The following is a 25,407-nucleotide window of genomic DNA, read 5'->3' on the forward strand; positions in this document are numbered from 1 at the left end:
GCATGAACGCCCCGCACGAAGCGCTGCTCGCGCAGGAGACCGTCACGTTCAGGCTGAACGGGGCCGAGGTCGGCGCGGCGCCGGGCGAGACGATCCTCGAGGTCGCCGATCGCCTCGGCGTCGAGATCCCGCGCCTCTGCTACAAGAAGGGCCTGCGGCCCGACGGCAACTGCCGCTCGTGCATGGTCGAGATCAAGGGCGAGCGCGTGCTCGCCCCCTCGTGCTGCCGCGCGCCTACCGCCGGGATGGAGGTTTCGACCGACAGCGCGCGCGCGAAGCACGCGCAGAAGCTGGTCGTCGAACTCCTCGCCTCCGACGTGCCCGACCGCGTCTACAAGCCCGACTCCGAGCTCGCGCACTGGCAGCGCCGCCTGGGCATCGCCACACCCCGATTCCCCGTGCGCGCGCAGCCGAAGGCGGACCTCTCGCACCCGGCGATGGCGGTGAACCTCGACGCCTGCATCCAGTGCACGCGCTGCGTGCGCGCCTGCCGCGAGGTGCAGGTGAACGACGTGATCGGCTACGCGCACCGCAGCCACCATTCGGCGATCGTGTTCGACCTCGACGACCCGATGGGCGCGTCGTCGTGCGTGGCCTGCGGCGAGTGCGTGCAGGCCTGCCCGACCGGGGCGCTCGCGCCGGCGAACGACGCCTACCTCGCCCGCATCGACCGGAAGGTCGATTCGGTCTGTCCCTACTGCGGCGTCGGCTGCCAGATCACCTACCACGTCGGCGACGGGAAGATCGTCCGCGTCGAGGGACGCGACGGTCCGGCCAACCGCGAGCGCCTGTGCGTGAAGGGCCGCTTCGGCTTCGACTACGTCGCGCATCCGCAACGATTGACCAAGCCGCTCGTCCGCCGCGAAGGCGCGCGGAAGGATCCGCACGCGAAGCTCGATCCCGCGAATCCGCTCGCCGCGTTCCGCGAGGCGACGTGGGAGGAGGCGATGGCGCTCGCGGGCGGCACGCTGAAGCGCATCCGCGACGAGCGCGGGCCGCGCGCGCTCGCGGGTTTCGGCTCCGCGAAAGGCAGCAACGAGGAGGCGTACCTGTTCCAGAAGCTCGTGCGCACCGGCTTCGGCAGCAACAACGTCGACCACTGCACGCGCCTGTGCCACGCCTCCTCCGTCGCGGCGCTGCTCGAGGGCATCGGCTCGGGCGCGGTGTCGAATCCGGTGATGGACGTGCTCGAGGCCGACGTGATCCTGCTGATCGGCTCGAACCCGATCGTCAACCACCCGGTCGCGGCGACCTGGATCAAGAACGCCGTGAAGCGCGGCACGCGCCTCATCCTCGCCGACCCGCGCCGCTCCGAACTCGCCCGGCACGCGTGGCGGACGCTGCAGTTCAAGCCGGGCGGCGACGTATCGCTGCTGAACGCGATGATGCACGTGATCGTCGACGAGGGCCTGGTCGACCGCGCGTTCGTCGCGGACCGCACGAGCGGCTACGAGGCGCTCGCGAAGAACCTCGCCGCGTTCAGCCCGGAGGCGATGGCGGGCGAATGCGGGATCCCCGCGGAGACGATCCGCGAGGTCGCGCGCGCGTTCGCGACCTCGAAGGGGTCGATGATCCTGTGGGGCATGGGCGTGTCGCAGCACGTGCACGGCACCGACAACGCGCGCTGCCTGATCGCGCTCACGATGCTGACCGGCCAGGTCGGCCGGCGCGGCACCGGATTGCACCCGCTGCGCGGGCAGAACAACGTCCAGGGCGCGTCCGACGCCGGACTGATCCCGATGATGTATCCGGACTACCGCCGCGTCGACAACGCCGATGCGCGCCCGATCTTCGAATCGCTCTGGGGCCGCACGCTGGACGACCAGCCGGGGCGCACCGTCGTCGAGGTCATCCACGCGATCGACGCGGGCGAGATCCGCGGCATGTACATCATGGGCGAGAACCCCGCGATGTCGGATCCGGACGCGGGCCACGCGCGCGAGGCGCTGGCGAAACTCGAGATGCTGGTCGTGCAGGACCTCTTCCTCACCGAAACGGCGTACCTCGCCGACGTGATCCTGCCGGCGTCCGCGTTTCCGGAGAAGACCGGCACGTTCACCAACACCGACCGGACGGTGCAACTCGGGCGGCAGGCGCTCCCGCCGCCCGGTGAAGCGCGCCAGGATCTCGCGATCATCGTCGACATGGCGCGCCGGCTCGGACTCGACTGGCGCTACGAACATCCGCGCGACGTGTTCGCCGAGATGCGGCTCGCGATGCCGTCGATCGCCGGCATCACCTGGGAGCGTCTCGAGCGCGAGGGATCGGTCACCTATCCGTGCGAGCGCGAAGGCGACCCGGGCGAGCCGGTCGTGTTCGTCGATCGCTTCCCGACCGCGAGCGGCAGGGCGAAGCTCGTGCCCGCCACGCTCGTCCGGCCGGCCGAAGTGCCCGACCACGAGTACCCGTGGGTGCTGATCACCGGACGGATGCTCGAGCACTGGCACACCGGCAGCATGACGCGCCGCACGCAGGTGCTCGACGCGATCGAGCCCGCACCGGTGGCATCGGTGCATCCGGACGACCTCGCCGAGATGGGCGTCTCGCCGGGCGGCGCGATCACCGTGACGACCCGGCGCGGCGAAGTGGCGCTCTACGCACGCGCCGATGCGGGCATGCCGCGTCACGCGATCTTCCTGCCGTTCTGCTACTACGAGGCCGCGGCGAACCTGCTCACCAACCCGGCGCTCGACCCGTACGGCAAGATTCCCGAGTTCAAGTACTGCGCCGTGCGCGTGACGGCGGGCGGTGCGCCGGTCGAGCGTTTCGGTTACGCGGAAGCGGGGTCAGAGCCGTAGTCGCGGCCGGGGCCCGCTTGCTACCCGAGCGCCTTGAACCACATCCAGGCGCCGAGCACGAAGAGCATTGCGGCGAACGCGCGCTTCAGCCGCGCCACCGGCCACGCATGAGCGACCTTCGCGCCGAGCGGCGCGAGCATCATCGTCGCGGCGGCGATGCACAGTAGCGCGGGCAGGTTCACGTAACCGATCGAATACGCCGGCAGGCCGTCGTGCCGCCAACCCGCGAACACGTAGCCGATGGTCGCGGCGAGGGCGACCGGCCAGCCGATCGCCGCCGACGTGGCGACCGCCGTGTGCACCTTCACGTTGCAGCGGGTCATGAACGGCACGGCGAGGAACGCGCCGCCGGTGCCGACCATCCCGGCGACGAGCCCGATCAGCGAACCCATCGCGAACATCGCGATCTGCCCGGGCAGCTCGCGCGTGGGATGGGGACGCGTGTTGCGCAGCATCTGGACCGCCGTGAGCCAGGTGAAGCTGCCGAAGCAGGCCGCCATCACGCGCATCGGCAGCGCGCTCGCGATCTGCGCGCCCACGAGCGAGCCGATGACGAGGCCGGGCGCCATCGCCCACACGATCGGCCAGGCGACCGCGCCGCGCTTGTGGTGCGCGCGCGCGGAAGCGAACGCGGTGAAGCAGATCGTCGCCGCCGACGTGCCGATCGCGAGCGGCAGGAGGTGCGAGCGTTCGACGCCCTGGTGGGCGAACACCTCGACGAGCACCGGGACGATCGTGAAGCCCCCGCCGATGCCGAGCAGCCCGGCGAGGAAGCCGACGAACGCGCCGAGCGCGAGGAAGATCGGAACCAGCGCGAGATTCATGGCCGCGGTCCGACGTGCCGATCCCCGGCGCACTGCGCGCCTCGGCGGCGCGCTGACGCCATCGCACCGGTGGTCACGGGCGCTTCGCCTTCGACGGCGGCTTCGCGAGCTTCAGCGCCGCCTGCCACTCGGCTGGCGTCACCGGCGTGATGGACAGCCGGTTGCCTCGTTGGAGCGTCACCATGCCGACGAGCGCCTTCGTGGCGCGCATCTCGGCGATCGTGACGAACCGCGTCTTCTCGACCAAGGTCACGTCGACGCACATCCAGCGCGGCGCGGCGCGCGTCGCCTTCGGGTCGTGGTAGCCGCTCGCGGGATCGAACTGCGTCTCGTCGGGGTGCGCCGCCGACGAGACGCGCACGATGCCCGCGATGCCGGGCTCCGCGCAGCTCGAATGATAGAAGAACGCGAGGTCGCCGACGCGCATCGCGTCGCGCATGAAATTGCGCGCCGTGTAGTTGCGCACGCCGGTCCACGGCGAAGTCTTCCCGGGCAATCGCGCGAGATCGTCGATCGACATCTCGTCGGGTTCGGACTTCATCAGCCAGTACGACATGGGTGCGCGCGGTCCCGGAGGGGGTCGAGGGCGGTTTCGTCTCGCGCCGGGCTTCACGCCCGGCCTGTCGCACCACCCATCAAACGCGAACGGCGCCCAAGGCGCCGCCCGCGTTCAAGGGTCCCCGCAGGTGCCGTCCGACCTTGTCCTGAACCGGGGTTCAGGGTGGCCGCCTGCCGGAGCCATCAGGCGCTTCCGCGTGGGAGCGCACACCGGCTCACTGGAGGCGCGGCGGCCTCGCCAAGTGGCATTGGTTCAAGGAACGTGAGGCCGGTTGTCGAACACCGCAGGGGATGGAGCGTTGGCGATCGCGCGGAGCGACCGCCGTCACAGAAGCTTGTCCTGCCCCGCCATCACCTGGTCGATGGCGGACTGCATCGCGTGGATTCTACGCTCCGCGCGGGGGTCGTCAATCGGCGCGGCCGCGGACGGCGATGCCGACGGCGATTCGGCGCGCGCGCGCAGGAGTTCGTTGGCGAGGTTCAACGCCGCCATCACCGCGATGCGGTCGACCGCCGCGACCTTGCCCGTGTCGCGGATCTCGCGCATCCGCCCGTCGAGCAGCGCGACCGCGCGCATGAGTTCCGCGCGCTCGGACTCGCGGCACGCGATCTTGTAGTCGCGCCCGAGGATCGTGACGTCGATCTGCGCCGGCTTCTCGGCCGTGCCGCCCTTCGCGCTCATTCGGCGGGCAGCTTCGCGAGCAGCGAATCGAGGCGGCCCGCCGCGACGCGCATCCGCTCGTCGAGGACGCGCTCGTGGGCATGGGCCTGCGCGAGCTTCGCACGCAGGTCGTCGTTCGCCGCGCGCAGCGCCCGCGTGTGCGCGATCAGCACGGCGAGCTTGCGCTCGAGTTCGGCCAGTTCGGCGTCCATCGGGCTATGGTGCGGTCAACCGCCCGCGCGCGTCAACCGGGCCGGCTGGACGGCGTCCGGGGCAGTGCCGGTGGCGAGCGGCAGGTACCGGACCTCGAGGACCTCGACCTCCTCGACGCCCGCGGGCGTGCGGAACGAGACGACATCGCCTTCGCGCGCCTTGGTGAGCGCGCGCGCGATCGGCGCGATCCACGACACGTAGCCGCGCGCGGTGTCGGTCTCGTCGATGCCGACGATACTGATCGTGCGCCGCTCGCCGGCGTGCGTCGCGTAGTCGACGGTCGCGCCGAAGAACACCTGGTCGACGCCGTCGCGCGCGCGCGCTTCCGGATCGACGACCTCCGCTGCATCGAGGCGCTTGACGAGGAAGCGGATGCGCCGCTCGATCTCGCGCAGCCGCCGCTTGCCGTACTGGTAGTCCGCGTTCTCGGAGCGATCGCCGTTCGACGCGGCCCAGGCGACGGTCGCGATGAGTTCGGGCCGCTCGACGGCGACGAGTCGGTCGAGTTCCGCCTTCAACCGGGCGAAGCCGCCCGGCGTCATGTAGTTGCGCGATCCGGCGGGCAGCGGCGGCGCCGATTCGATCTCGTCGTCGTCCGCGTCGGCCGCCGCGTCGTTCTCGCGCGTGAAGGCCTTGTTCATTGCAGGCGCGTTGTCTCGTAGCGCGGCCGATTCTACGCCCGTGGGTCGGGGCTTCCGCCCGAAAACGCGCGTGCCGATGCGACGGAAAGGCGTCGGCCTGAAGGCCGACCTACGACGGCGCGATGCGATGTCGGCCTGAAGGCCGACCCACGGGGAGGGGCGGGCTTCCAGCCCACGGAGACGCCGCCCGGCGCTCGACGCGCCGCCGCGGGAATCTCCGGCGCGACTGAACCTTCGATCCCCGATGTCGGCCTGAAGGCCGACCCACGGGGAGGGGCGGTGGGTCGGGCTTCAGCCCGACACGGGAGACGCTGCCCGGCGCTCGATGCGCCGCCGCGGGAATCTCCGGCGCGACTGTCCTCTGATCCCTGATGTCGGCCTGAAGGCCGACCCACGGGGAGGGGCGGTGGGTCGGGCTTCAGCCCGACACGGGAGACGCTGCCCGACGCTCGATGCGCCGCCGCGGGAATCTCCGGCGCGACTGTCCTCTGATCCCTGATGTCGGCCTGAAGGCCGACCCACGGCACTACTGGGCTGCCTTCGCGATCGCCGCGCACAGTTGCGCCACGCCATCGACGAAACGCGGACCGGGACGATGCAGGAAGTCGGCGTCGACGACCGCGAGGCCGTCGTCGCGCGCCGCGGCCAGTCCCGGCCAGCGCCGCCAGTCGTCGAGCCAGCGCGGGCGCACCGCGCCCGAGGTGCCGGTGACGATCAGCGCGGGCCGTTGCGCGAGCACTTCCTCGACGTTGACCACCGGCGCGGGCACGTCGAGCGTCGCGAACACGTTCACCCCTCCGCACAGCGCGATCGCCTGGGTGATCGTGTGGTCGCCGCCGATCGTGTAGAGCGGCGCGTCCGAGAGCTGATAGAACACGCGCACCGGCACGCCCTTCCAGGCCGAGGCGCGCAATGCCGCGACGCGCTGCCGGAACGATTGCGCCGAGCGCGCGGCGCTCGCCGAGGTTCCCGCCAGTGCTCCGATGGCTTCGATGTCGCCGGCGATCGCGTCGATCGTGCGCGACGCAGACGTGAACACCGCGATGCCCCGCCGGCGCAGCGCCTCGACCTGGCTCGGCGCCGCCCAGGGCCAGGCGACGACGAGATCGGGAGCGAGCGCGACTATGCCCTCGATGTCGATCGCGTTCGAGTCTCCGATCACCGGCAGCGCGCGGGCCTCCGGCGGCGCGTCGGTGTGCGCGCCGACGCCGACGAGCTTCGCGACCGCCCCCGCTGAGGCCACGAGTTCCGCGGCGTGCGGCGCGAGCGTCACGATGCGGCGGGCCGGCGCGGCGAGTTCCACCGTCATGCCGGCGTCGTCGGTCACTCGGATCGCGTGCGCGGGCACGCTCGCCAGCGCGGCGAGCACGAGCAGAGTCTCGCGCATCCGCACGGTTGCGAGGAGCTTCGCCGCGAGCGCGGCGAGGAAACCGGCCACGCCCCGGATCGCCGCGCCGGGCCATGCGCGACCACACCGAGTCACGGTGCCCGCGCACGACATGGCTGCGCGTCGACTCACATCGCCCATCGCACGCCGCCGAAGACCTGCGCGCCGCCGGTCGCGTAGCCGGCCGCCAGTTCGTAGTCGCGGTCGAACACGTTGTCGGCGCGCACGAACAGCGTGACACCGTGGCCGGGTGTCCACTCCGCGGTGAGGTTCACGATCGCGTACCCCGCCATCTCGCGCGTGTTCGCGGCGTCGTCGTAGCGCTTCGACGCGGCGACCAGTTCGAAGCCGAGCGTGGCCGGACCGGCGCGCTGCAACAAGGAGAGCGCGCCGTAGGTCCGCGCCCGGCGCGGCAACAGGTTGCCGGTCTCGTCGTCGACCGGATCCTGAAGGTTGATCGAGCCGCGGACCGTGGTGTCGCGCCAGGCGAGATCGCCGGCGAAGGTCACGCCTTCCAGCGTCGCGCGCGCGACGTTCTGCGGCGCGCAGACGAAGTTCGCGTCGCACTGGAACACGATCAGGTCGGAGACGCGATTGTGCCAGCCGGTCGCGCTCGCGCCGACGCGCGCCTCGCCGAGCGTGCCGTTCCACGAGACCGAACCCTCGAAGTTGCGCGCGGTTTCCGGCTCGAGGTCGGGATTCGAGAAGCCCGGGAAGTAGAGATCGTTGAAGGTCGGCACCTTGTACGCCGTGCCCCCGCTCGCGGTCAGCCGCCATCCCGGCGCGAAGCGCCAGCCGGCCGCGAGCGTGCCGGTGGTGCGGCTGCCGAACTGCGACGAGTGGTCGTAGCGCAGGTTGCCCTGCAACGCGTAGGGTCCGGACACGAGCCGGTAGATGCCGAACACCGAGTCCGTGTCGCGTGCGGTCACCGGGAACGACACGTCTTCGTCGACGCGCTCCTCCCGCCGCACGTAGCCCGCCGAGAGTTCGCCGGCGGGCAGCGTGAGGTCGTTCTGCCAGGTGAACTGCGTGTCCTCGGTGCGGAACGGCGACGATCCGAACGCGATCGTCGTCGTCGAGTCGTCGACGCTCCGCCCGACGACGAGCGACGAGCGCCAGTTCGCGGCGAGGCGGTTGCGCGAGTCGACCTGCCAGGCCTCGACGATCGTCACCGTGCGGTCGTCGTACGCGTCGCCGGCATCGAATTGCGCGTTCAGCCGGTTGCGGAAATAGCGTGCGCCGAGCGACTGCTCCTTCGCCCAGTCGAACCCGACCGACGCGCTGACGTTCTCGGCGCGAAACCCGTCGCGATCCGGATCGTACGACCAGTTCGCGGTGTCGACGAGCGCGTTGAAGCCGTCCGAGCGCTGCGCGCCCGCCTGCAGCGAATAGCGCAGCGCCCCGGCGGAGCCGGACACGCCCGCGCTCCCCTTGGCGGTCGAGTGCGTGCCGTAGCCCGCGCTGGCGTTCGCCGCGAGCGTGTCGCCGCCACGGCGCGTGAACACCTGGATCACGCCGCCGATCGCGTCCGCGCCGTAGAGCGCGGAGGCCGGCCCGCGCAGGATCTCGATGCGCTCGATCTGGTCGAGCGGAATCGCTTCGAGCGATGCCGCGCCGGTGGTCGAGGATTCGAGGCGGATTCCGTCCAGCAGCACGACCGTCTGGCCGCGGTTCGCGCCGCGGATGAACACGCCCGACGTCGAGCCGGGGCCGCCGTTCTGCACGATCTCGATCCCGTGGTGGCGCGAGAGCAGCTTCGCGAGGCCGTCCGCGCCGCTCCGCGCGATCTCGTCGCGGCCGATCACCGTGAGGTCGGCGAGCAGATCCTCGATCGCCTGCGGGCCGCGCGCGGCGGTCACGACGACCGGGTCGAACGACGCCGCCTTCGGCGCGGGCGGCACGGGTTGCGCATGGGCGCAGGCGGCCGCGATTGAGGCGCATGCAATGAAGAAGCGCGCGGCGGCAACGCGCGCGCGGTACGTGGTCGACGATTCGGTGCTCATTCCCTGCCTTCCGCGTCGGGCCGGCGTCCCCGCTCGGCCATGGGTTACGGAAACGCGGCTGCGGGAGACGGGGCGCGGGCGAGGCTCGTGCGCACGGGCGCGCACGTCGGCGACCGAGCCGGCGCCTTCCCGCGCCACGCTGTGGACGCGCATGCGCCGTTCGGGCGCGCACGCGCGGTCGCAGGCCGGTCTCCGGGCTCGCCATGCGGGCCGCCCGCCTTCCCGCCGCGCTCGCGCGGCAGTGGCGTGTGGGCGGCCCTCGAAGGCTTACCGTTGCGGGGGCAGCTGCGGAATCCGCGCGGCACGAGGCCGGCGCGTCACCGCATTCCCGTTTCACCCGCCGCGAGGAACTCCGCGGCGGACACCTGCAGCCATGATGATAGCCGAACCGCGCCGACGGCTTGCGCGTCCGGGTTCAAGGCGAGTTTCGCTCATCACTTCGCGAGCGCATTGGACGTGCCCCGCACGAACATCCGGGGGCACGCCTTGTACGAGCGGAGGTCGGGACTCACTGCGCGCGAATGCCCGCCTGCTTGAGCCACGGAATCCACCGGTCGAAATCTGACGCGAGCTTGGCCCTGAACGCCGCGCTGTCGCGCGGACCCGCGAACCCCGCGTCGGCGAGGCGGGCCGCCACGTCGGGCATGCGAACGACCTGGGCCAGCGCGTCCTCGTACTTGCGCTTGATGTCCGCAGGCACGCCCGACGGCGCGAGCACGCCGTACCAGTTGGAGAGCATCAGCGCGGGCATGCCGGCTTCGACCGCGGTCGGAACGTCCGGCAATTGCGGCGACCGCTTGGTGTCGTAGATGACGATGGCTTTCAGCCTGCCTTCCTTCACGTAGGGCTTCAGCACCGGAACGTCGGCGTTGAGGAGATCGACGTTGCCCGCCAGGAGGTCGGTGATCGCCGGGGCGGCGCCGCGGTAGGGAACGTGGACCATCTCCACCTGCGCGGATCGCGCGAAGAGCTCGGCGCCGATGTGCATCGTCCCGCCGACCCCGGTCGAGCCGTAGTTGAGCTTCGTCGGCCCCTTCGCCTTCGCCACCAGCGCGGCGAGGTCGTTCGTGCCGAGCGACGGGCGGGTGACCAGCATGGTCTGGACCTCGCCCAACAGGAAGATCGGGTCGAAATCCTTTCGCGGGTCGTAGGAGAGATCGGCCGTGGTCCCCGCCGTGATGACGAGGCTCGACGTGGTGAGCAGCAGGGTGGACCCGTCGTTGGGCGCCCTCGCCGCTGCGGCGGTCCCGACGACACCGCCGGCGCCGCCGCGATTCTCGACCAGGACCTTCTTGCCGACCAGATCCCCGAACGGAACGGAGATGATGCGGGCGATGAGATCGGTGGGCCCGCCCGCGGCGAACGGCACGATGATCTTGATCACGTCCGAGGGCTGCGCTTGCGCGGGAACCGCCAGCGGCAGGCCCAGCGCGAGACCAAAAGCGAATCGCTTCCAGCTCTTCATGTTCACCTCGCGTGGTTCGAACGTGCACCCCGGATTTCCGCCGCGCATTGTACGGGCTCGGGCTTCGGCTGGAAACGCCGCCGGACCCGGGCCTCGCGACGACCGAGGCGGTCGCGCGCCGGACCTTTCGCCGACTGTCCGCGAACTCCTTCAAGGTGGGTCAGCCTTCAGGCTGACGGGATTCGTCGAATCGAAACGGTCGGCCGGATCGAAGCAAATGTCGTCAGGCTTGTATGTTGTTGGCAGACCGGCGCGGTAGAGTGTGGAGGAGAAGTCCGGACTCGGACGCGCAGCCTGTTTCCGGCCAGGGTAAGTCGAACCCGTGCTTCAGTCCATGGCGCGCGGCCGCGCCGGTCTTCGTGAACTCGAACGGTTACGTGCGCGGCCGTAAGGCCAGCGCGCATTGACAAGCACGAGGTGCGAAGACCATGTCCGAAATCAAGGTGGTGGTGGGGATCGATGTGGCGAAGGCGAGCGTCGAGGTGGTGACGCTGGGCGGTACGGGGCCGGCGGGGGAGTTCGGGAACGATCCGGAAGGGCACACGGAGCTGGTGGCGCAGGTGCCGGCGGGGGCGCTGGTGGTGATGGAGGCCACCGGAGGCTATGAAGCGCCGCTGGCGTGTGCGCTGCAGGCGGCGGGGCTGGCGGTGGCGGTGGTCAATCCGAAGCGGGCGCGGGACTTTGCCAAGGGGGTGGGCTCCGGGGCGAAGACGGACCGGATCGATGCGCGGGTGCTGGCCGAGTTCGGGCAGATGCTGAGGCACAAGCCGGACTTCCAACGCTACCTGAAACCGCCGGTGGACGAACAGGTGCAGGACTTGGCGGCTTGGGTGACGCGCCGGCGCCAGCTGCTGGGCATGTTGCTGTCCGAACGACAGCGCCTCGAGTCCTCGCGGCCCAAGGTGCGGCCGAGCATCGAGGCGATGATCGAGTCGATCAAACGCCAGCTCGACCAGATCGACCGGCAGATGCAGACCCATGTGGCGCACCACCACGAGGAACTCGACCGGTTACTTCGGTCGACCCGAGGCATCGGGCCGGTAGCCAGCGCGACGCTGATCGCTGGGTTGCCGGAACTGGGACGCTTGAGCGGGGCCGAGATCAGCGCGCTGGTGGGGGTCGCGCCGATGGCGCGAGACTCGGGGCAGAAGAAAGGACGCCGCTGGATCCAGGGGGGCCGCTTCGAGGTTCGCCGCGTGCTCTACATGGCCACGCTGACGGCGATCCGCAGCAATCCGGTGATCCGGGTTTTCTATCTACGCCTGGTGGCTGCCGGGAAGGTCAAGAAGGTCGCGATCGTGGCGTGCATGCACAAACTCCTGCGCATCCTTAACGCCATGGTTCGCGATCATCAGCCCTTCCAGGCTTGACATCCAACACGGTTACTGAAGCCTGACCTACCATGAACTCGCATCGGTGCTCGGTGCGCTGCGCGCCGAAGTCGGCACGCCCCCCTGCTATACTCGCCGCCCTTCCGGACCTCCACGGCGCCCCCCGGCTATCCCCGGCCCCGGCCCCGCAGCGACGTGACGCGCAAGCTCTACATCCGCACGTTCGGATGCCAGATGAACGAGTACGACTCGGACCGCATGGCCGACGTGCTCGGCGAGAGCGACGGTCTCGCGCCGACCGACCGTCCCGAGGACGCGGACGTCATCCTGTTCAACACCTGCTCGGTGCGCGAGAAGGCGGCCGAGCGCGTGTTCCACGACCTGGGGCGCGTGCGCGCGCTCAAGGACGCGCGGCCCGACCTCATCATCGGCGTGGGCGGTTGCGTCGCGTCGCAGGAAGGCGGCGCGATCGTGAAGCGCGCGCCGTTCGTCGATGTCGTGTTCGGACCGCAGACGCTGCACCGGCTGCCCGCGCTGATCCGCGCGCGTCGCGCCACCGGCCGCCCGCAGGTCGACACGAGCTTCCCCGAGATCGAGAAGTTCGACCACCTGCCGCCTCCGCGCGTCGACGGCGCAGCCGCGTTCGTCTCGGTCATGGAAGGCTGCAGCAAGTACTGCTCGTTCTGCGTCGTGCCCTACACGCGCGGCGAGGAAGTGAGCCGTCCGCTGCCCGACGTGCTGACCGAGATCGCGGACCTCGCGCTCGCGGGCGTGAAGGAAGTCACGCTGCTCGGCCAGAACGTGAACGCCTACCGCGGCGCGATGGACGAGACCGGCGCGATCGCCGACTTCGCGACGCTCCTCGAGCACGTCGCCGAGATGCCCGGCATCGAGCGCATCCGCTACACGACCTCGCACCCGAAGGAGATGACGCAGCGCCTGATCGACGCCCACCGCGACCTGCCGCAGCTCGCCTCGCAGCTCCACCTGCCGGTGCAGTCGGGGTCCGACCGCGTACTCTCCGCGATGAAGCGCGGCTACACCGCGCTCGAGTACAAGTCGATCGTGCGCCGGTTGCGCACCGCGCGCCCCGGCCTCTCGCTCTCGTCGGACTTCATCGTCGGCTTCCCCGGCGAGACCGACGACGACTTCGAGCGCACGATGCGGCTCATCGACGAGGTGCGCTTCGACGGCGCGTTCTCGTTCCTCTATTCGCCGCGGCCCGGCACGCCGGCCGCCGAGTTGCCCGACCCGGTGCCGCAGGCGGTCGCGCAGGCGCGCCTCGAACGCCTGCAGGCGGCGATCGAGGCCCATTACCGCGAGGCGTCGGAGGCGATGGTCGGCACGCGCCAGCGCGCGCTCGTCACTGGACCGGCGGCGCGCGATCCGGGTGAGCTCGCCGCGCGCACCGACAACCATCGCGTCGTCAACTTCGCGGGCGACCGGTCGCTCGTCGGAACCTATGTCGATGTCGTCGTCACCGGCGCGCGCTCGCACTCGCTGCGGGGCGAATGCGCGCGCTGACGGCGCCTCCCTCGTATTCCGAAAGGCCGTCATGCCCAGCACCACGCTTCGATCCGCCGCTGCCGCGATCGCCGCGCTCGCCCTCGCGGGCTGCGCCACGACCGCCGCGAGCCCCGAGGCGACGCCCGCCGAACCGCCGAAGTCCGCGTCCGCCGACGCCATGCGGAGCGGCGCACGCATTGCGCAGCCGGGCATGCCGCCGGGGGCGAACGCCCGCCCGGCCGGCGCATCGCCTTCCTCGGCCGCCGCTCCGGGGAGCCCGCCGACGCCGCCCGCCCGACCGTTCGCGGATGTGATCAAGGACGCGAAGGAGTCGAGGGGCCTGTTCACGGTGTGGACGAAGGACGAGAAGGCGTGGATCGAGATCGCGCCCGACCAGTTCGGCAAACCGATGTTCTTCTCGGTCAATCTCGAGACCGGCATCGGAGAGCGGTTCCTGTTCGGCGGGCTGATGGGCCGCTCCCATCTCGCGGAGTTCCGCAAGATCGGCAACACCGTGCAGCTCGTCGCGCGGAACGAGCACTACTTCGCGCAGCCGAAGACACCGGAGGCGATCGCGGTCGCCGAGGCGTTCTCCGACAGCCTGATCGCGTCCGCGCCGGTCGCCTCGCTGCCGCACCCCGAGCGCAAGACCGTGCTGGTCGAACTGAACGCGCTCCTGTTCGCCGACATCCCCGGCGCCTACGCAGCGCTCGACCGGGCCTACCGGCAGCCCTACGCGTTCGACGCGCGCAACAGCTCGATCGCGCGCACGCGCGCCTCGCCGGACGCGCTCGGCGTGCTGGTCAACGCGCACTACGCGCTGTCGCGTCTGGTGCAACCGCCGCCTGTGGCGACCCCCGGCGCGCCGGTCCCGAGCGTGCCGTCGACGCTGCCCGATCCGCGCAGCCTCTTCCTCGGATACCAGTACAACCTGACGAAGCTCCCCGACGAGCCGATGCGCCCGCGCGCGGCCGACGCCCGCGTCGGCTTCTTCACTGTCGCGCGGTTCGACTACTCCGACAACCTCGCGCTCACGCCGCGGGTGAGCTTCGTGAAGCGCTGGCGCCTCGAGAAGAAGGATCCCTCGGCGGCGCTCTCCGAGCCGAAGCAGCCGATCGTGTTCTGGATCGACCGCAACGTGCCGTTGCGCTACCGCGACACCATCGTCGCCGGCGTGCTGGAGTGGAACAAGGCGTTCGAGCGCATCGGGTTCAGGGACGCCGTGCAGGCGAAGATCCAGCCCGACGACGCCGACTTCGACACGCTCGACGCGCGCCACGCGTCGATCCGCTGGATGACGACCGCGCGGCCGGCGTTCGGCGGCATCGGACCGTCGCAGGCCGACCCGCGCACCGGCGAGATCCTCGACGCGGACGTCGGCATCGACCCGGTCCGGCTGCGCTTCGCGCGCTTCCGGCTCGCCGATTCCGCGGTGCCGTCGAAGGCGTCGCCGGCGTCGCCGCTCGGCTTCCCGCAAGGCCACGGCGAGGAGTGCATGATCGAGGACTTCATCGCCGAGGATCGCGGCTTCGCGGGCGACCTCCTCGCCGCGCGCGGCGTCATCGCCCCCGACAGTCCGCAGGCCGAAGCGTTCGTGCTCTCCGACCTGAAGGAGGTCATGATGCACGAGGTCGGCCACGCGCTCGGGCTCACGCACAACTTCCGCGCCTCGACCGTCTACACGCAGGCGCAGTTGAACGACGCCGAGTTCACGCGCACGCACGGCATCTCGGGCTCGGTGATGGAGTACACGCCGATCAACCTCGCGCTGCGCGACGAGCCGCAGGGGTCGCTGTCGATGACGACGCTCGGTCCCTACGACTACTGGGCGATCGAGTATGCGTACCGGCCGCTCGCCCCGGAGACCGAGCGTGAGGAACTCTCGAAGATCGCCGGGCGCAGCAACGAGCCGCTCCTCGCCTACGCCTACGACGACGAGTCGAATCTCGCGATCGACCCGGACGCCACGCCCGGCGACCTGGGGAGCGATCCGCTCGCCTTCGCGGCGCGCCGCATCGAACTCGCGAAGGAACTGTGGGAGCGCTGGGAGGCGAAGCCGCTCGCCCCGGGCGAGCCCTACGCCGCGCTCCGGCGCAACATCTCGCGCGGCATCACGCAGATGCGCGAGAGCGGCCAGCTCGCCGCCCGCTACATCGGCGGGACGAGCGTGCTGCGCGACGCCGCGGGTTCGGGGCGCACGCCGCTCAACCCGGTCGCGCCGGCGAAGCAGCGCGACGCCCTGAAGCTGATCGAGACCGGCGTGTTCGCCGCCGACAGCTTCCGCTTCCGGCCCGAGTTCCTGCGGAGCCTCTCGGTCGACTTCCTCGACCGCGGCGATGTCTTCGATGTCGGGATCGCGTCCCCCGGCTTCGACTTCTCGCTGCCGATGCAGGTGCTCGCCGCGCACAAGGCGGTGCTCGACCGCGTGCTGGCCGACGCCGTCGCGCAGCGGCTCATCGACGCCGAGGGCAAGGTGGACCGCCCGGGCGAAGCGCTGCAACTCGCCGAGGTCTACGCGTCGCTGCACCGCGCGATCTGGAGCGAGCTCAAGGGCTCGCGCGACATCCCGCCCATCCGCCGCAACCTGCAGCGCGAGCACGCCGCGCGCATCGCCAACGCGCTCGTGCGGCCGTCGCCGACGCTCCCCGCCGACGCGAAGGCCCTCCTGCGCGCCGAGGCGAAGGCGCTGCGCTCGGAGATCGCGGCCGCGGCGGCGAAGCCGGGCTGGACGCCTGCCGCCGCCGCCCACCTGGCCGAATGCCAGTCCGTACTCGACGAGGCGCTGAAGGCGCCGCTCCTGCGCTCGGGCGTCTGACGCGGGGAACGACGACGTGGCCACCCGCCGATCGCCGCATTCGCTGACGCTCTCGCCGCTCGACAATCGCGCGCTCGCGAACCTGTGCGGGCCGCTCGACGTGAACCTGCGCCAGATCGAGGCCGCCTGCGATGTCGCCATCGCGCACCGCGGCGGCACGTTCACGATCTCCGGCGACCCGGACCGCGTCGCGCACGCGAGGACCGCGATCGAGCGCTTCTACGCCGCGGCGGAAAAGCCGCTCTCGGTCGACGACATCCAGCTCGGACTGGTCGAGATCGCGACGCGCGATTCGCGCGGATCGGCGGCCGGGGGCGATGACGACGGCCCCGCATTGCGCACGCGCCGCGCCGACCTGCACGGGCGCACGCCCAACCAGGTCGCCTATCTTTCCGCGATCGCCTCGCACGACATCACGTTCGGCATCGGTCCGGCCGGCACCGGCAAGACCTACCTCGCGGTCGCCTGCGCGGTCGACGCGCTCGAGCGCGACGCGGTGAAGCGCCTCGTGCTGGTGCGCCCCGCGGTCGAGGCGGGGGAGCGCCTGGGGTTCCTGCCGGGCGACCTCGCGCAGAAGGTCGATCCGTACCTGCGCCCGCTCTACGACGCGCTCTACGACCTGATGGGCTTCGACAAGGTGTCGAAGCTCTTCGAGCGCCAGACGATCGAGATCGCGCCGCTCGCCTACATGCGGGGGCGCACGCTGAACCACAGCTTCATCATCCTCGACGAGGCGCAGAACACCACGCCCGAGCAGATGAAGATGTTCCTGACCCGCATCGGCTTCGGCACGCGCGCCGTCATCACCGGCGACGTCACGCAGATCGACCTCGCCCGCGGCAGCAAGAGCGGGCTCGTGGAGTCCGCCCGCATTCTGAAGGACGTGCGCGGGCTCGCGTTCTGCCGCTTCACCAGCGCGGACGTCGTTCGCCATCCGCTGGTGCAGAAGATCATCGATGCCTACGAGCGCGACGCGCCCGGCTAGACGCGCGCGCGAGGCGCGGCGGCTCGCGTTCACGGTGCAGTACGCGGTCGCGCGAACGGGGCTGCCGGTGCCCGCGACGCTCAGGCGCTGGGCGACCGCCGCGCTGGAACGCGACCTGCGCGCGACGCTGCGCTTCGTCGGCGCGGCCGAGGGGCGCACGCTCAACGCCGTCTACCGCGGCAAGGACCACGCGACCAACGTGCTCACCTTCGTGTACGATGACACCGTCCCGCTCGCGGGGGACATCGTGCTCTGCGTTCCGGTCCTCCGGCGCGAAGCGCGCTCGGGCGGGAAGACCCTGCGCGCGCATTGCGCCCACCTCGTCGTGCACGGCATGCTGCATCTGCAAGGCCACGACCACATGAAGCCGCGGGAAGCCGCGCGCATGGAGGCGCGCGAGTCCGCCATCCTCGCCGGGCTCGGCTACGCCGACCCCTACGCACCGGGACGTTGACCGCGATGGCACGCCCGCTCCCCGATCCCGACGAAGCCGACGAGGCGCGACCCTCGCTCCTCGAGCGGCTGACCGCGCTGATCACGCGCGAGCCCGAGGACCGGCAGGAACTCGTCGAACTGCTGCGCGGCGCGTTCGAGCGCCGCCTGCTCGACGCCGACGCGCTGTCGATGATCGAGGGCGTGCTGAACGTCTCCGAGATGACGGTGCGCGACGTGATGATCCCGCGCTCGCAGATGGACTGCGTGTCGATGGACGACGAGCCCGCCGCGTTCATCCCGTTCGTGCTCGAGACGCGGCACTCGCGCTTTCCGGTGGTCGGGGAGAGCAAGGACGACGTCGTCGGCATCCTGCTCGCGAAGGAGCTCCTCAGCTACTACCGCAACCCCGAGAGCTTCAGCCTGCGCGACACGCTGCGCCCCGCGGTGTTCGTGCCGGAGTCCAAGCGCCTCAACGTGCTGCTGCGCGAGTTCCGCAGCAACCGCAACCACATCGCGATCGTCGTCGACGAGTACGGCGGCGTGTCGGGGCTGGTCACGATCGAGGACGTGCTCGAGCAGATCGTCGGCGACATCGAGGACGAGTACGACTTCGACGAGACCGAGGACAACGTCATCGCCGAGGGCGGCGGGCGCTTCCGCGTCAAGGCGCAGACCGAGGTCGCCGACTTCAACGCCCGCTTCGGCAGCCAGCTCGCCGACGACGCGGTCGACACGGTCGGCGGTCTCGTCGTCCACGCGTTCGGCCGGCTGCCCAAGCGGGGCGATACGGTGACGATCGGCGAGTTCCGCTTCCGCATCGTGCGCGCCGACAGTCGGCGCATCCACACGCTGCAGGTCGAGAAGATCGCGGCGGCGCCCGACGCGAAGGAAAAGTAGGGTCAGACTCGACTTTCCCGAACTTCACCATCCCACCATCGGAAAGTCGCGTCTGACCCTCCTGTCCCTCGCCGCCTTCGCCGGTGCCCTCACGGTCTTCGGGTTCGCGCCCTTCGGCGCCGCGCTGCTGCCGATCGCCACGCTCGCGCTGCTGTTCCTGCTGTGGCGCGATGCGCCCACGCCTCGTCGCGCGGCCGCGCTCGGGTTCGCGTTCGGGCTGGGACTCTTCGGCGCGGGCGTCTCGTGGATCTACGTCGCGTTGCAGACCTTCGGCGGGATGCCCTCACCGCTCGCCGCGCTCGGCATCGCGGGCTTCTGCGCGTACCTCGCGCTGTGGCCCGCACTCGCGGGATGGGCGGTCGCGCGCGCCGCGCCGGCCGGATCCGCCGCCCGTCTCGCCGCCGCCGCCGGCGCGTGGACGCTCGCCGAGTGGCTGCGCGGCTTCGTGCTCACCGGTTTCCAGTGGCTCTCGGTCGGCCACGCCGAACTCCCCGGCAGCAGCCTCGCGGGGTACGCGCCGGTCGGCGGCATCTTCCTCGTGTCGCTCGCCGTGGCTGCCGTCGCGGCGTTCGCCGCGCTCGCGATCGAGCGGCTCGCCGCGTCGCGCCGCTCGCGGGCGGCGCTCGTGCTGCCGCTCTCGGGCATCGTGGCGATCTTCGCCGCCGGCGCGCTCCTCGACCGCATTGCCTGGACGACGCCGAACGCCACGCCGTTGGCGGTGACGCTGGTGCAGGGCAACATCCCGCAGGAGCAGAAGTTCGATCCGGACCTGCGCGAACGGGCGTTTCGCCTCTACACCGGCCTCGTCGCGGCGAGCGAAGGGAAGCTCGTCGTGCTGCCCGAGAGCGCGTTCCCGGTGTTCGCGCACCAGGTGCCGGAGGCGACGATCGACGCGATCGCCTCGACGATGCGCGCGCGCGGCGGCGACGCGCTCCTCGGCGTCTTCATCGCGCTGCCCCCCGCCGCCGGCGAATCGGGACCGAGGCTGCACAACAGCGTCGTGTCGCTCGGATCCTCCGACACGCAGGTGTACCGCAAGCGCCACCTCGTGCCGTTCGGCGAGACGATTCCCGCCAAGGGCATCCTCGGGCCGCTGATCGAAAGCGTGCTCGCGATTCCGCTGTCGGACCAGGCCGCCGGTCCCGCGGACCAGGCGCCGCTCGCGCTGGCGGGCGAGAAGGTGCTCGTCAACATCTGCTACGAGGACGCGTTCGGCTCGGAACTCGCGCGCTGGGCGCGCGGCTCGACGCTGCTCGTCAACGTGACCAACGACGCGTGGTACGGCCGCTCGATCGGCCCGTGGCAGCACGCGCAGATCGCGGCGATGCGCGCGAAGGAGACCGGCCGGCCGATGCTCCGCGCGACCAACACCGGCATCACCGGCGTCATCGACGCGGACGGCACGCCGCGCGTGCACCTGCCGTGGTTCCGCCGCGGCCTCCTCGAAACGCAGGTGACCGGCCGCAGCGGCGACACGCCGTTCATGCGCTACGGCGATGCGATCGCGGCGGGCCTCGCCGCGATCGTGCTCGCCGCGGCGTTCGCGCTCGGGCGCCGCCGGTAGCGCGCGGCGGGCGCGCTCCGGTCCGGGCGCGTCACTTCTCCTCGAGATAGTCGTCGTCGACGTTGATCGCCCAGAGGTTCGCCTTGTCGGTGCGGCCCGAGGCGATGTTCTCGACCGCCGCCTTCGCGGTCAGCATCGAGTGGTCCTGGTTGTTGTAACGGTGCATGCCGTTGCGCCCGACGAGGAACAGGTTCGGAATCGCGTCGAGCCAGGCGCGCACGACGCCGAAGTGCTCGTAGGCGCCGACGTAGGCCGGATACGCCTTCGGCACGCGGACGACGACGCCGTCGAGGACGTCCGCCGAGACCACGAGTCCGATCTGCTGCAACTCGCGCTTCGCGAGCGCGACGAGCCCCGCGTCGGATTGCGACCAGAGGTCGTCGCCCTCGGTGCAGAAGTACTCGAGCCCGAGCCAGACGCTCTCCGGATCCGGCACGAGTCCGGGACTCCAGTTGTTGAACACCTGCAGCCGCCCGAGCCGCACGTCGGGCTCCTGGATGTAGATCCAGTTGTCCGGCGGCATCACGGTGTCGCCGCGTCCCACGCGCTCGCCGATCGCCGCGGTGCGCACGACGAGACCCACCACGATGAAATCGCGGTACGGGAGCCGCGCGGCGATCGCGCGCACCTCGGCGGGCGCGGGCGGGTCGAGCCGCTCGACCAGGTCCTTCACCGGCATCGACGAGATCGCGTAGTCGCAGGTGCGGGTCTCGACGGCACCGGACGCCGCGTCGCGCACGTCGACCGCGACGACGCGCCCGTCGCGCAGCACGATGCGCTCGACCGGCCGCTCGAACTCGATGCGCCCGCCGCGCTCGCGCACCTGCCGCGCCACCTCCTCCCAGAGCTGGCCGGGGCCGTACTTCGGGTAGAGGAAGCGCTCGATGAGGCTCGTGTGCGCGGTCTTCGGCGCGAGACCGAGCGCGCGCTGCGCCGCGTGCACGAGCGCGCGCGTGAGCGACAGGCCCTTGATGCGCTGGGCACCCCAGGCGGCGCTGATTCCCGTGCAGGGCACCCCCCAGACCTTCTCGGTGTACGACTTGAAGAAGGTCTCGTAGAGTTCGCGCCCGAAGCGGTTGACGAGGAAGTCCTCGAGATTGTGCTCGGGCGTGCGCGGAAACGCATGCGCGCGCAGGTAGGAGAAGCCCGCGCGCATCGAGCGGACCACGCCGAGGTTCAGGATCGTGCGCAGGTCGAGCCGGATCGGGTAGTCGAAGAACCGCCGCCGGTGGTAGATGCGCGACAGGCGGTTTCGCACCAGCATCACCCGATCCGGATCCGCCGGTGCCCGCGTCACCTCGACGTCGCGCTCCTGCGCGCGGTAGGCGATGCGCAGCCGCGCGCCCTCTTCGGCGGCTTCGGGGTCGATCGGCAGGATCGCCTGCCACCAGTCCATCACCCAGTCGGAGCGCGAGAAGAAGCGGTGCCCGCCCAGGTCCATCCGGTAGCCGTGGTGGTTCACGGTGCGCGACAGCCCCCCGACGACATCGGTCGCCTCGACCACCAGCGGCGTCACCTGGGTGTGCCGCAAGAGTTCGAGCGCCGCCGTCAGGCCGGCGGGACCGGCGCCGATGACGATCGCGGACGCGGGGGACGATGAAGCAGCCAAGAGTGGGCGGCGAGAAGCGCGGACGCGAAGTATATCGACGACAGGTCCGATACGGCCGCTCCCGGGCCACGACAACACCGCGGGCTGCGCTAGACTCGGCGGGCCGCGCCCGCCCCGGAGCCCCGCTTGCCCGACACCGTCGTCGTCGCGACCTCAGCCGATCGCCGCGGGAGCCCGGCTCGGCTCGCGCTGGTGTTCGCAGTGGCGTTCGTCGTCGCGCTCGCCGGCGCGGTGACGCTGAAAGCCGGGCCCAAGTTGACGGCCGGGCAGGAGACGATCGGCGTTCCGGCGAGCGCGATGCAGGTGGTGCGCGGCCGCGGGCACCAGGAGGGCGATCGCCTCGTGCTCGACGGCCTCGACGCCGAACGTACCGCGGTGGCGTTCGCCACGACGACCCCGTTCGCGGCCGCCGACTACACGCGCGCGGTCTGGCGTCTCTCCGCCGCCGCGCCGCCGGGCGCCCAGTTGGGCATGGTGTGGCGCACGCGCGAGGAGCCGCGTCGCACGTTCACGCTGCCGCTCGAGACCACCCGCGGCTCGATCGAAGTCGACCTTTCGGGCCAGCCGGGCTGGAAGGGAACCATCGTCGCCGTCGGGCTCGGCGTGCGTGGCGCGCTCGATGCTCCGTTGCTGATCGAGGCGTTCGAGGTCCGCTCGAACGCATGGACCACGACGCTCGCCGACGTGCTGCGCGACTGGAGCGAATCCCCGTACGGCGAACATCGCACCGCCATCGCGCAACTGAGCTTCGAGGAACGCCACGTCGCCCCGTTTGTCGCCGTCGTCGCGGCGGCGCTCGCGCTCGCGCTGGCGTGGCTCGCGTTCCGGGGCTGGCGGCGCGGGACGCCGGTGGCCTCGTGGGCATTCGCGGCGCTCTTCCTCGCGGCGTGGCTCGCGGTCGACCTGCGCTGGCAGACGCTGATGTGGCGCGAGCACGCCGCCGCATGGTCCGCATTCGCCGGCAAGCCGCTCGACGGCAAGCTCGCCTCGATGGGCGACGCGGCGATCTTCGAGGTCGCCCGCAAGGTCCGCGACGCGCCGCGGCCGCGCGACGCACGCATCCTCGTCGTCGCCGACAGCAGCCACCTGCGCCAGCGCGTCGCGTGGTTCCTCTACCCCGAGAACGCGTACGCGCCCTCGGATCTCCAATTGCGCGGCGCGCGCCTCGCCCCCGGGCAGCTTCGCGCCGGCGACCAGGTCCTCCTGTTGCTCACGCGCGCGATCGCCTGGGACCGCGACCGGCACCTGCTGGTGTGGCCCGACGGCGCGACGCGCGCGGGGCGCGAGATCCTCTCCGATGGGCCCTCGCTCTCGCTCGTCGAGGTCGCGCCGTGATCGACGCGATCGGCGCGCTCGCGAGCGTGCTCCTGCCGTGGGCGGCGGGAACGTTCGCGGTGCGCGCGTTGTGGCGTCCCGGACAGGGTGCGCCGAGCGCCGCGCTCGCGCTGGGCTACGGCTATCTCGTCGGGCTCATGGTCGCGACTGCGACGATGCGCCTCTGTTCGCTCGCAGGGGTCCGCTGGTCGCTCCCGCTCCTCGCCGGCGCGATCGTCTTGCTCGGCGCGATCGCCGCGTGGCTCGCGCGCCGCGCGGGACCGCCGGCTTTCGCGCCCGAGCATCTGCGCAGCGAACTCGCCTCCGCGCCGTTCGCGATGCGCGCGCTCTTCTGGGTCGCCTTCGCGCTCGTCGCGGTGCGCGTGGCCGGGATCGCGGTCGAGGTCGCGGTGAGTCCGTTCCGGGCCTACGACGCCTGGGCGCACTGGGGCACCAAGGCGATCGTGTGGCTCGACCAGGGCAGGATGGTGCCGTTCGTCTCCCCGGCGGCCTGGCTCGCGAGCGCGGACGCCACGACGTTCACCGACGGCAACCCCGGCCATCCCGCGAACGTGCCGCTGATGCTCGCGTGGTCCGCCACATTCCTCACCGGATGGAGCGAGTCGCTGGTGAACGTCCCGTGGATCGCGCTCGCCCTCGCCCTCGCGCTGGCGTTCTACGCGCAGGCGCGCCACGCCGGCGCCGGGGCGCCGCTCGCGATGGCCGGCACCTGGCTCGTGATGTCGCTGCCGATCCTCGATCTCCACGTGGCGCTCGCCGGGGCCGCGGACTTCGTGCTCGGCGCGGCGTACGCGCTGGCCGCGATGGCGATGTGGCGCTGGGCGGTCACGCGCGAGCGCGCGATGGCCGCGCTCGCCATCCTCGCCGCCGTGTTCGCGGCCGGCGTGAAGGTCGAAGGCGCGCTGTGGGCGGCGACGCTCGCCCCCGGAGTCATCGTCGCGCTCCACCGTCGCGCGGGATTCGCGCTCGTGGCCGCCGCGGCAACGGCCGCGGTGGCCTACCCGGTCTTCGGACCGGATTCCCTCCCGGTGCTGGGCTACGTCCTGAAGTCGAAGCCCTACAACGTCCTGCCGGCGCTGCGCGACCACCTGTTCGTGTTCGACAACTGGCACCTGGGCGCCTACGCGTTCGTCGCGATCGTCGCGTGGCGCTGGCGGATCCTCCTCGCGCCGCGCGTCGCGCCGATGACCGTCACCGTGCTCGCCGGACTGGGGTTCATCGTGGTCGTCTACTTCTTCACCTCGGCCGCCTGGGGCGTGCTGAACGAAACGCTGGTCAACCGGATGCCGCTGCACCTCGCCCCGGCGATCGCGTTCTACGCACTCGTGCTGGTGGTCGAGGGGCGCGACCGGCCGGGCGTCCAGCCGAGCCTGCAGGCGACGAATGCCGCCGACGCGTAGAGGTAGTGGAACTGGTGGAACGCGATCGCGCCGAGCGCGAAGAGCGTGCCGTTCACCCGGCGGAACAGCGAGAACAGCGGCAGGTTCACCGCGATCGCCGCACCGAAGAGGGCGGCGACCCACCATCCTGCCAGGCTCCGGACGAGGAATGCCGCGATCGCGCATGCGAGCGCCCAGGCGAGGCCGGCCCGTAGCCGCTCGCCGATGCCGACGTTGAGCGTCGGCGGCAGCCGGTGTTCGCGCATCAGCTCCGCCCAGGGATACGCGCGCTGCACGATGTCGGTGCGGAGCAAGCCGGCGAGTCGCCACTCCTTGAGATGGCGCGACTGCAACTCCGGCTCGATCAGGATGCGGTAGCCGTGGCGCCGCAGGCGGATGCCGAGTTCGATGTCCTCGATCGACGGTTCGCGGTAGCGTTCGGCGTCGAAGCCTCCGATGCGCCGGAACGCGCCGGCGCGCACCGCCCCGCAGCCGGCCCAGAAGGTTTCGGCTTCGCGCTCGGCGTGCACGTGGTGGTGGCGGTGCGCGAGGTTCTTGTACTGCGACAGGAAGTTCGTCGCGGCCGGGAACTCGTCGTAGGTGCCGAACACCGCCGCAGCGTCGCTCCGCGCGAGGACGTCGCGCAGCACCCGCGCCGCATCCGGGTGCACGACGACATCGGCATCGACGAACCAGAGCACGTCGCCCGAGGCGACCGACGCGCCGCGGTTGCGCGCCCCTCCGGGTCCGAGCCTGCCGCCCGAGGGCATCACCTTGGCCCCGCCCTGCGTCGCGACCCAGGCGGAGGCATCGGTCGAGCCGTCGTCGACGACGATGATCTCCGCGATCTCGTGGTCCCCGAGCATCCGCGCGAGCGGCTCGAGGCAGCTTCCGAGCACGCGATCGCCGTTGTAGGCCGGCACGATCACGCTGATCGTTGCGGACCGCGGCATGTCGGCAGCGCCGCGCATCGAGATGTCGTCCCGCGGGTCCGTCATCGG

Annotated in this window: 20 protein-coding genes and 1 riboswitch; of the genes, 10 read left to right on the forward strand and 10 right to left on the reverse strand. The window is 71.3% G+C overall.

All coding sequences use genetic code 11. From position 1 onward, the window contains the following. Positions 1–2 precede the first annotated feature (2 nt). The gene (gene fdhF / locus HS109_11330; GenBank protein ID MBE7522962.1) at positions 3–2,798 is read left to right on the forward strand and encodes a formate dehydrogenase subunit alpha; all 2,796 of its coding nucleotides are present in this window, start codon (positions 3–5) and stop codon (positions 2,796–2,798) included. Between the two features lie 20 nt (positions 2,799–2,818). Here the strand turns inward: fdhF and HS109_11335 are convergent, their stop codons facing one another. The 8 genes from HS109_11335 to HS109_11370 form a co-directional block, all read right to left on the reverse strand. Then, positions 2,819–3,622, reverse strand: a complete 804-nt coding sequence (locus HS109_11335) for a sulfite exporter TauE/SafE family protein (protein MBE7522963.1) — start codon at positions 3,620–3,622, stop codon at positions 2,819–2,821. 73 nt (positions 3,623–3,695) lie between these two features. After that, entirely contained in the window at positions 3,696–4,178 is a 483-nt protein-coding gene (locus tag HS109_11340) for an EVE domain-containing protein (GenBank protein MBE7522964.1), read from the reverse strand. Between the two features lie 327 nt (positions 4,179–4,505). Beyond that, the gene (locus HS109_11345) at positions 4,506–4,862 is read right to left on the reverse strand and encodes a cell division protein ZapA (GenBank protein MBE7522965.1); all 357 of its coding nucleotides are present in this window, start codon (positions 4,860–4,862) and stop codon (positions 4,506–4,508) included. Further along, entirely contained in the window at positions 4,859–5,053 is a 195-nt protein-coding gene (locus tag HS109_11350; GenBank protein MBE7522966.1) for a hypothetical protein, read from the reverse strand. The genes HS109_11345 and HS109_11350 overlap by 4 nt, the downstream gene beginning before the upstream one ends. A 15-nt stretch (positions 5,054–5,068) precedes the next feature. After that, on the reverse strand, positions 5,069–5,695 hold the full coding sequence (gene greB, locus HS109_11355) for a transcription elongation factor GreB (protein MBE7522967.1): 627 nt from the start codon (positions 5,693–5,695) through the stop codon (positions 5,069–5,071). A 526-nt stretch (positions 5,696–6,221) separates the two neighbouring features. Further along, positions 6,222–7,133 (reverse strand): cobalamin-binding protein, encoded by a 912-nt coding sequence (locus HS109_11360; GenBank protein ID MBE7522968.1) that lies wholly within the window; start codon positions 7,131–7,133, stop codon positions 6,222–6,224. A 77-nt stretch (positions 7,134–7,210) separates the two neighbouring features. Beyond that, positions 7,211–9,085, reverse strand: coding sequence for a TonB-dependent receptor (locus HS109_11365; protein ID MBE7522969.1), 1,875 nt, complete (start codon positions 9,083–9,085; stop codon positions 7,211–7,213). Positions 9,086–9,250: 165 nt separating this feature from the next. Then, positions 9,251–9,469, reverse strand: a riboswitch (cobalamin riboswitch). 124 nt (positions 9,470–9,593) lie between these two features. Further along, on the reverse strand, positions 9,594–10,550 hold the full coding sequence (locus HS109_11370) for a tripartite tricarboxylate transporter substrate binding protein (protein ID MBE7522970.1): 957 nt from the start codon (positions 10,548–10,550) through the stop codon (positions 9,594–9,596). Positions 10,551–10,978: 428 nt separating this feature from the next. On the opposite strand from HS109_11370, the gene HS109_11375 reads away from it, so the two are divergent. From HS109_11375 to lnt, 7 genes are all read left to right on the forward strand, one after another. Next, entirely contained in the window at positions 10,979–11,920 is a 942-nt protein-coding gene (locus HS109_11375; protein MBE7522971.1) for a transposase, read from the forward strand. Positions 11,921–12,076: 156 nt separating this feature from the next. Then, positions 12,077–13,405 (forward strand): tRNA (N6-isopentenyl adenosine(37)-C2)-methylthiotransferase MiaB, encoded by a 1,329-nt coding sequence (gene miaB, locus HS109_11380; protein MBE7522972.1) that lies wholly within the window; start codon positions 12,077–12,079, stop codon positions 13,403–13,405. Positions 13,406–13,436: 31 nt separating this feature from the next. Further along, positions 13,437–16,202: a zinc-dependent metalloprotease gene (locus HS109_11385; protein MBE7522973.1), complete on the forward strand. Its 2,766-nt coding sequence runs from the start codon at positions 13,437–13,439 to the stop codon at positions 16,200–16,202. A 16-nt stretch (positions 16,203–16,218) separates the two neighbouring features. Next, entirely contained in the window at positions 16,219–17,187 is a 969-nt protein-coding gene (locus tag HS109_11390; GenBank protein ID MBE7522974.1) for a PhoH family protein, read from the forward strand. Further along, complete coding sequence (ybeY, locus tag HS109_11395) at positions 17,159–17,641, forward strand: rRNA maturation RNase YbeY (GenBank protein MBE7522975.1); 483 nt, start codon at positions 17,159–17,161, stop codon at positions 17,639–17,641. The genes HS109_11390 and ybeY overlap by 29 nt, the downstream gene beginning before the upstream one ends. A gap of 5 nt (positions 17,642–17,646) precedes the next feature. Further along, positions 17,647–18,519, forward strand: coding sequence for a CBS domain-containing protein (locus HS109_11400; protein ID MBE7522976.1), 873 nt, complete (start codon positions 17,647–17,649; stop codon positions 18,517–18,519). 37 nt (positions 18,520–18,556) lie between these two features. Then, entirely contained in the window at positions 18,557–20,083 is a 1,527-nt protein-coding gene (lnt, locus tag HS109_11405; GenBank protein ID MBE7522977.1) for an apolipoprotein N-acyltransferase, read from the forward strand. 31 nt (positions 20,084–20,114) lie between these two features. Here the strand turns inward: lnt and HS109_11410 are convergent, their stop codons facing one another. Beyond that, positions 20,115–21,692, reverse strand: a complete 1,578-nt coding sequence (locus tag HS109_11410) for an NAD(P)/FAD-dependent oxidoreductase (GenBank protein MBE7522978.1) — start codon at positions 21,690–21,692, stop codon at positions 20,115–20,117. 126 nt (positions 21,693–21,818) lie between these two features. Between HS109_11410 and HS109_11415 the strand changes: the two genes are divergently transcribed. Both HS109_11415 and HS109_11420 read left to right on the forward strand, forming a co-directional pair. Next, positions 21,819–23,027: a hypothetical protein gene (locus HS109_11415; GenBank protein ID MBE7522979.1), complete on the forward strand. Its 1,209-nt coding sequence runs from the start codon at positions 21,819–21,821 to the stop codon at positions 23,025–23,027. Further along, a complete protein-coding gene (locus HS109_11420) occupies positions 23,024–24,427 on the forward strand; it encodes a hypothetical protein (GenBank protein ID MBE7522980.1) in 1,404 nt (467 codons plus the stop codon). Before HS109_11415 ends, HS109_11420 begins: the two co-directional genes overlap by 4 nt. On the opposite strand, the gene HS109_11425 is transcribed toward HS109_11420, so the two are convergent. Beyond that, positions 24,343–25,404 carry a glycosyltransferase gene (locus HS109_11425; GenBank protein MBE7522981.1) on the reverse strand — a complete coding sequence of 354 codons (1,062 nt, stop codon included), beginning with the start codon at positions 25,402–25,404 and terminating at the stop codon, positions 24,343–24,345. The genes HS109_11420 and HS109_11425 overlap by 85 nt on opposite strands. Between the last annotated feature and the right edge of the window lie 3 nt (positions 25,405–25,407).

Source organism: Burkholderiales bacterium, from assembly GCA_015075645.1.
GTDB lineage: Bacteria > Pseudomonadota > Gammaproteobacteria > Burkholderiales > Casimicrobiaceae > VBCG01.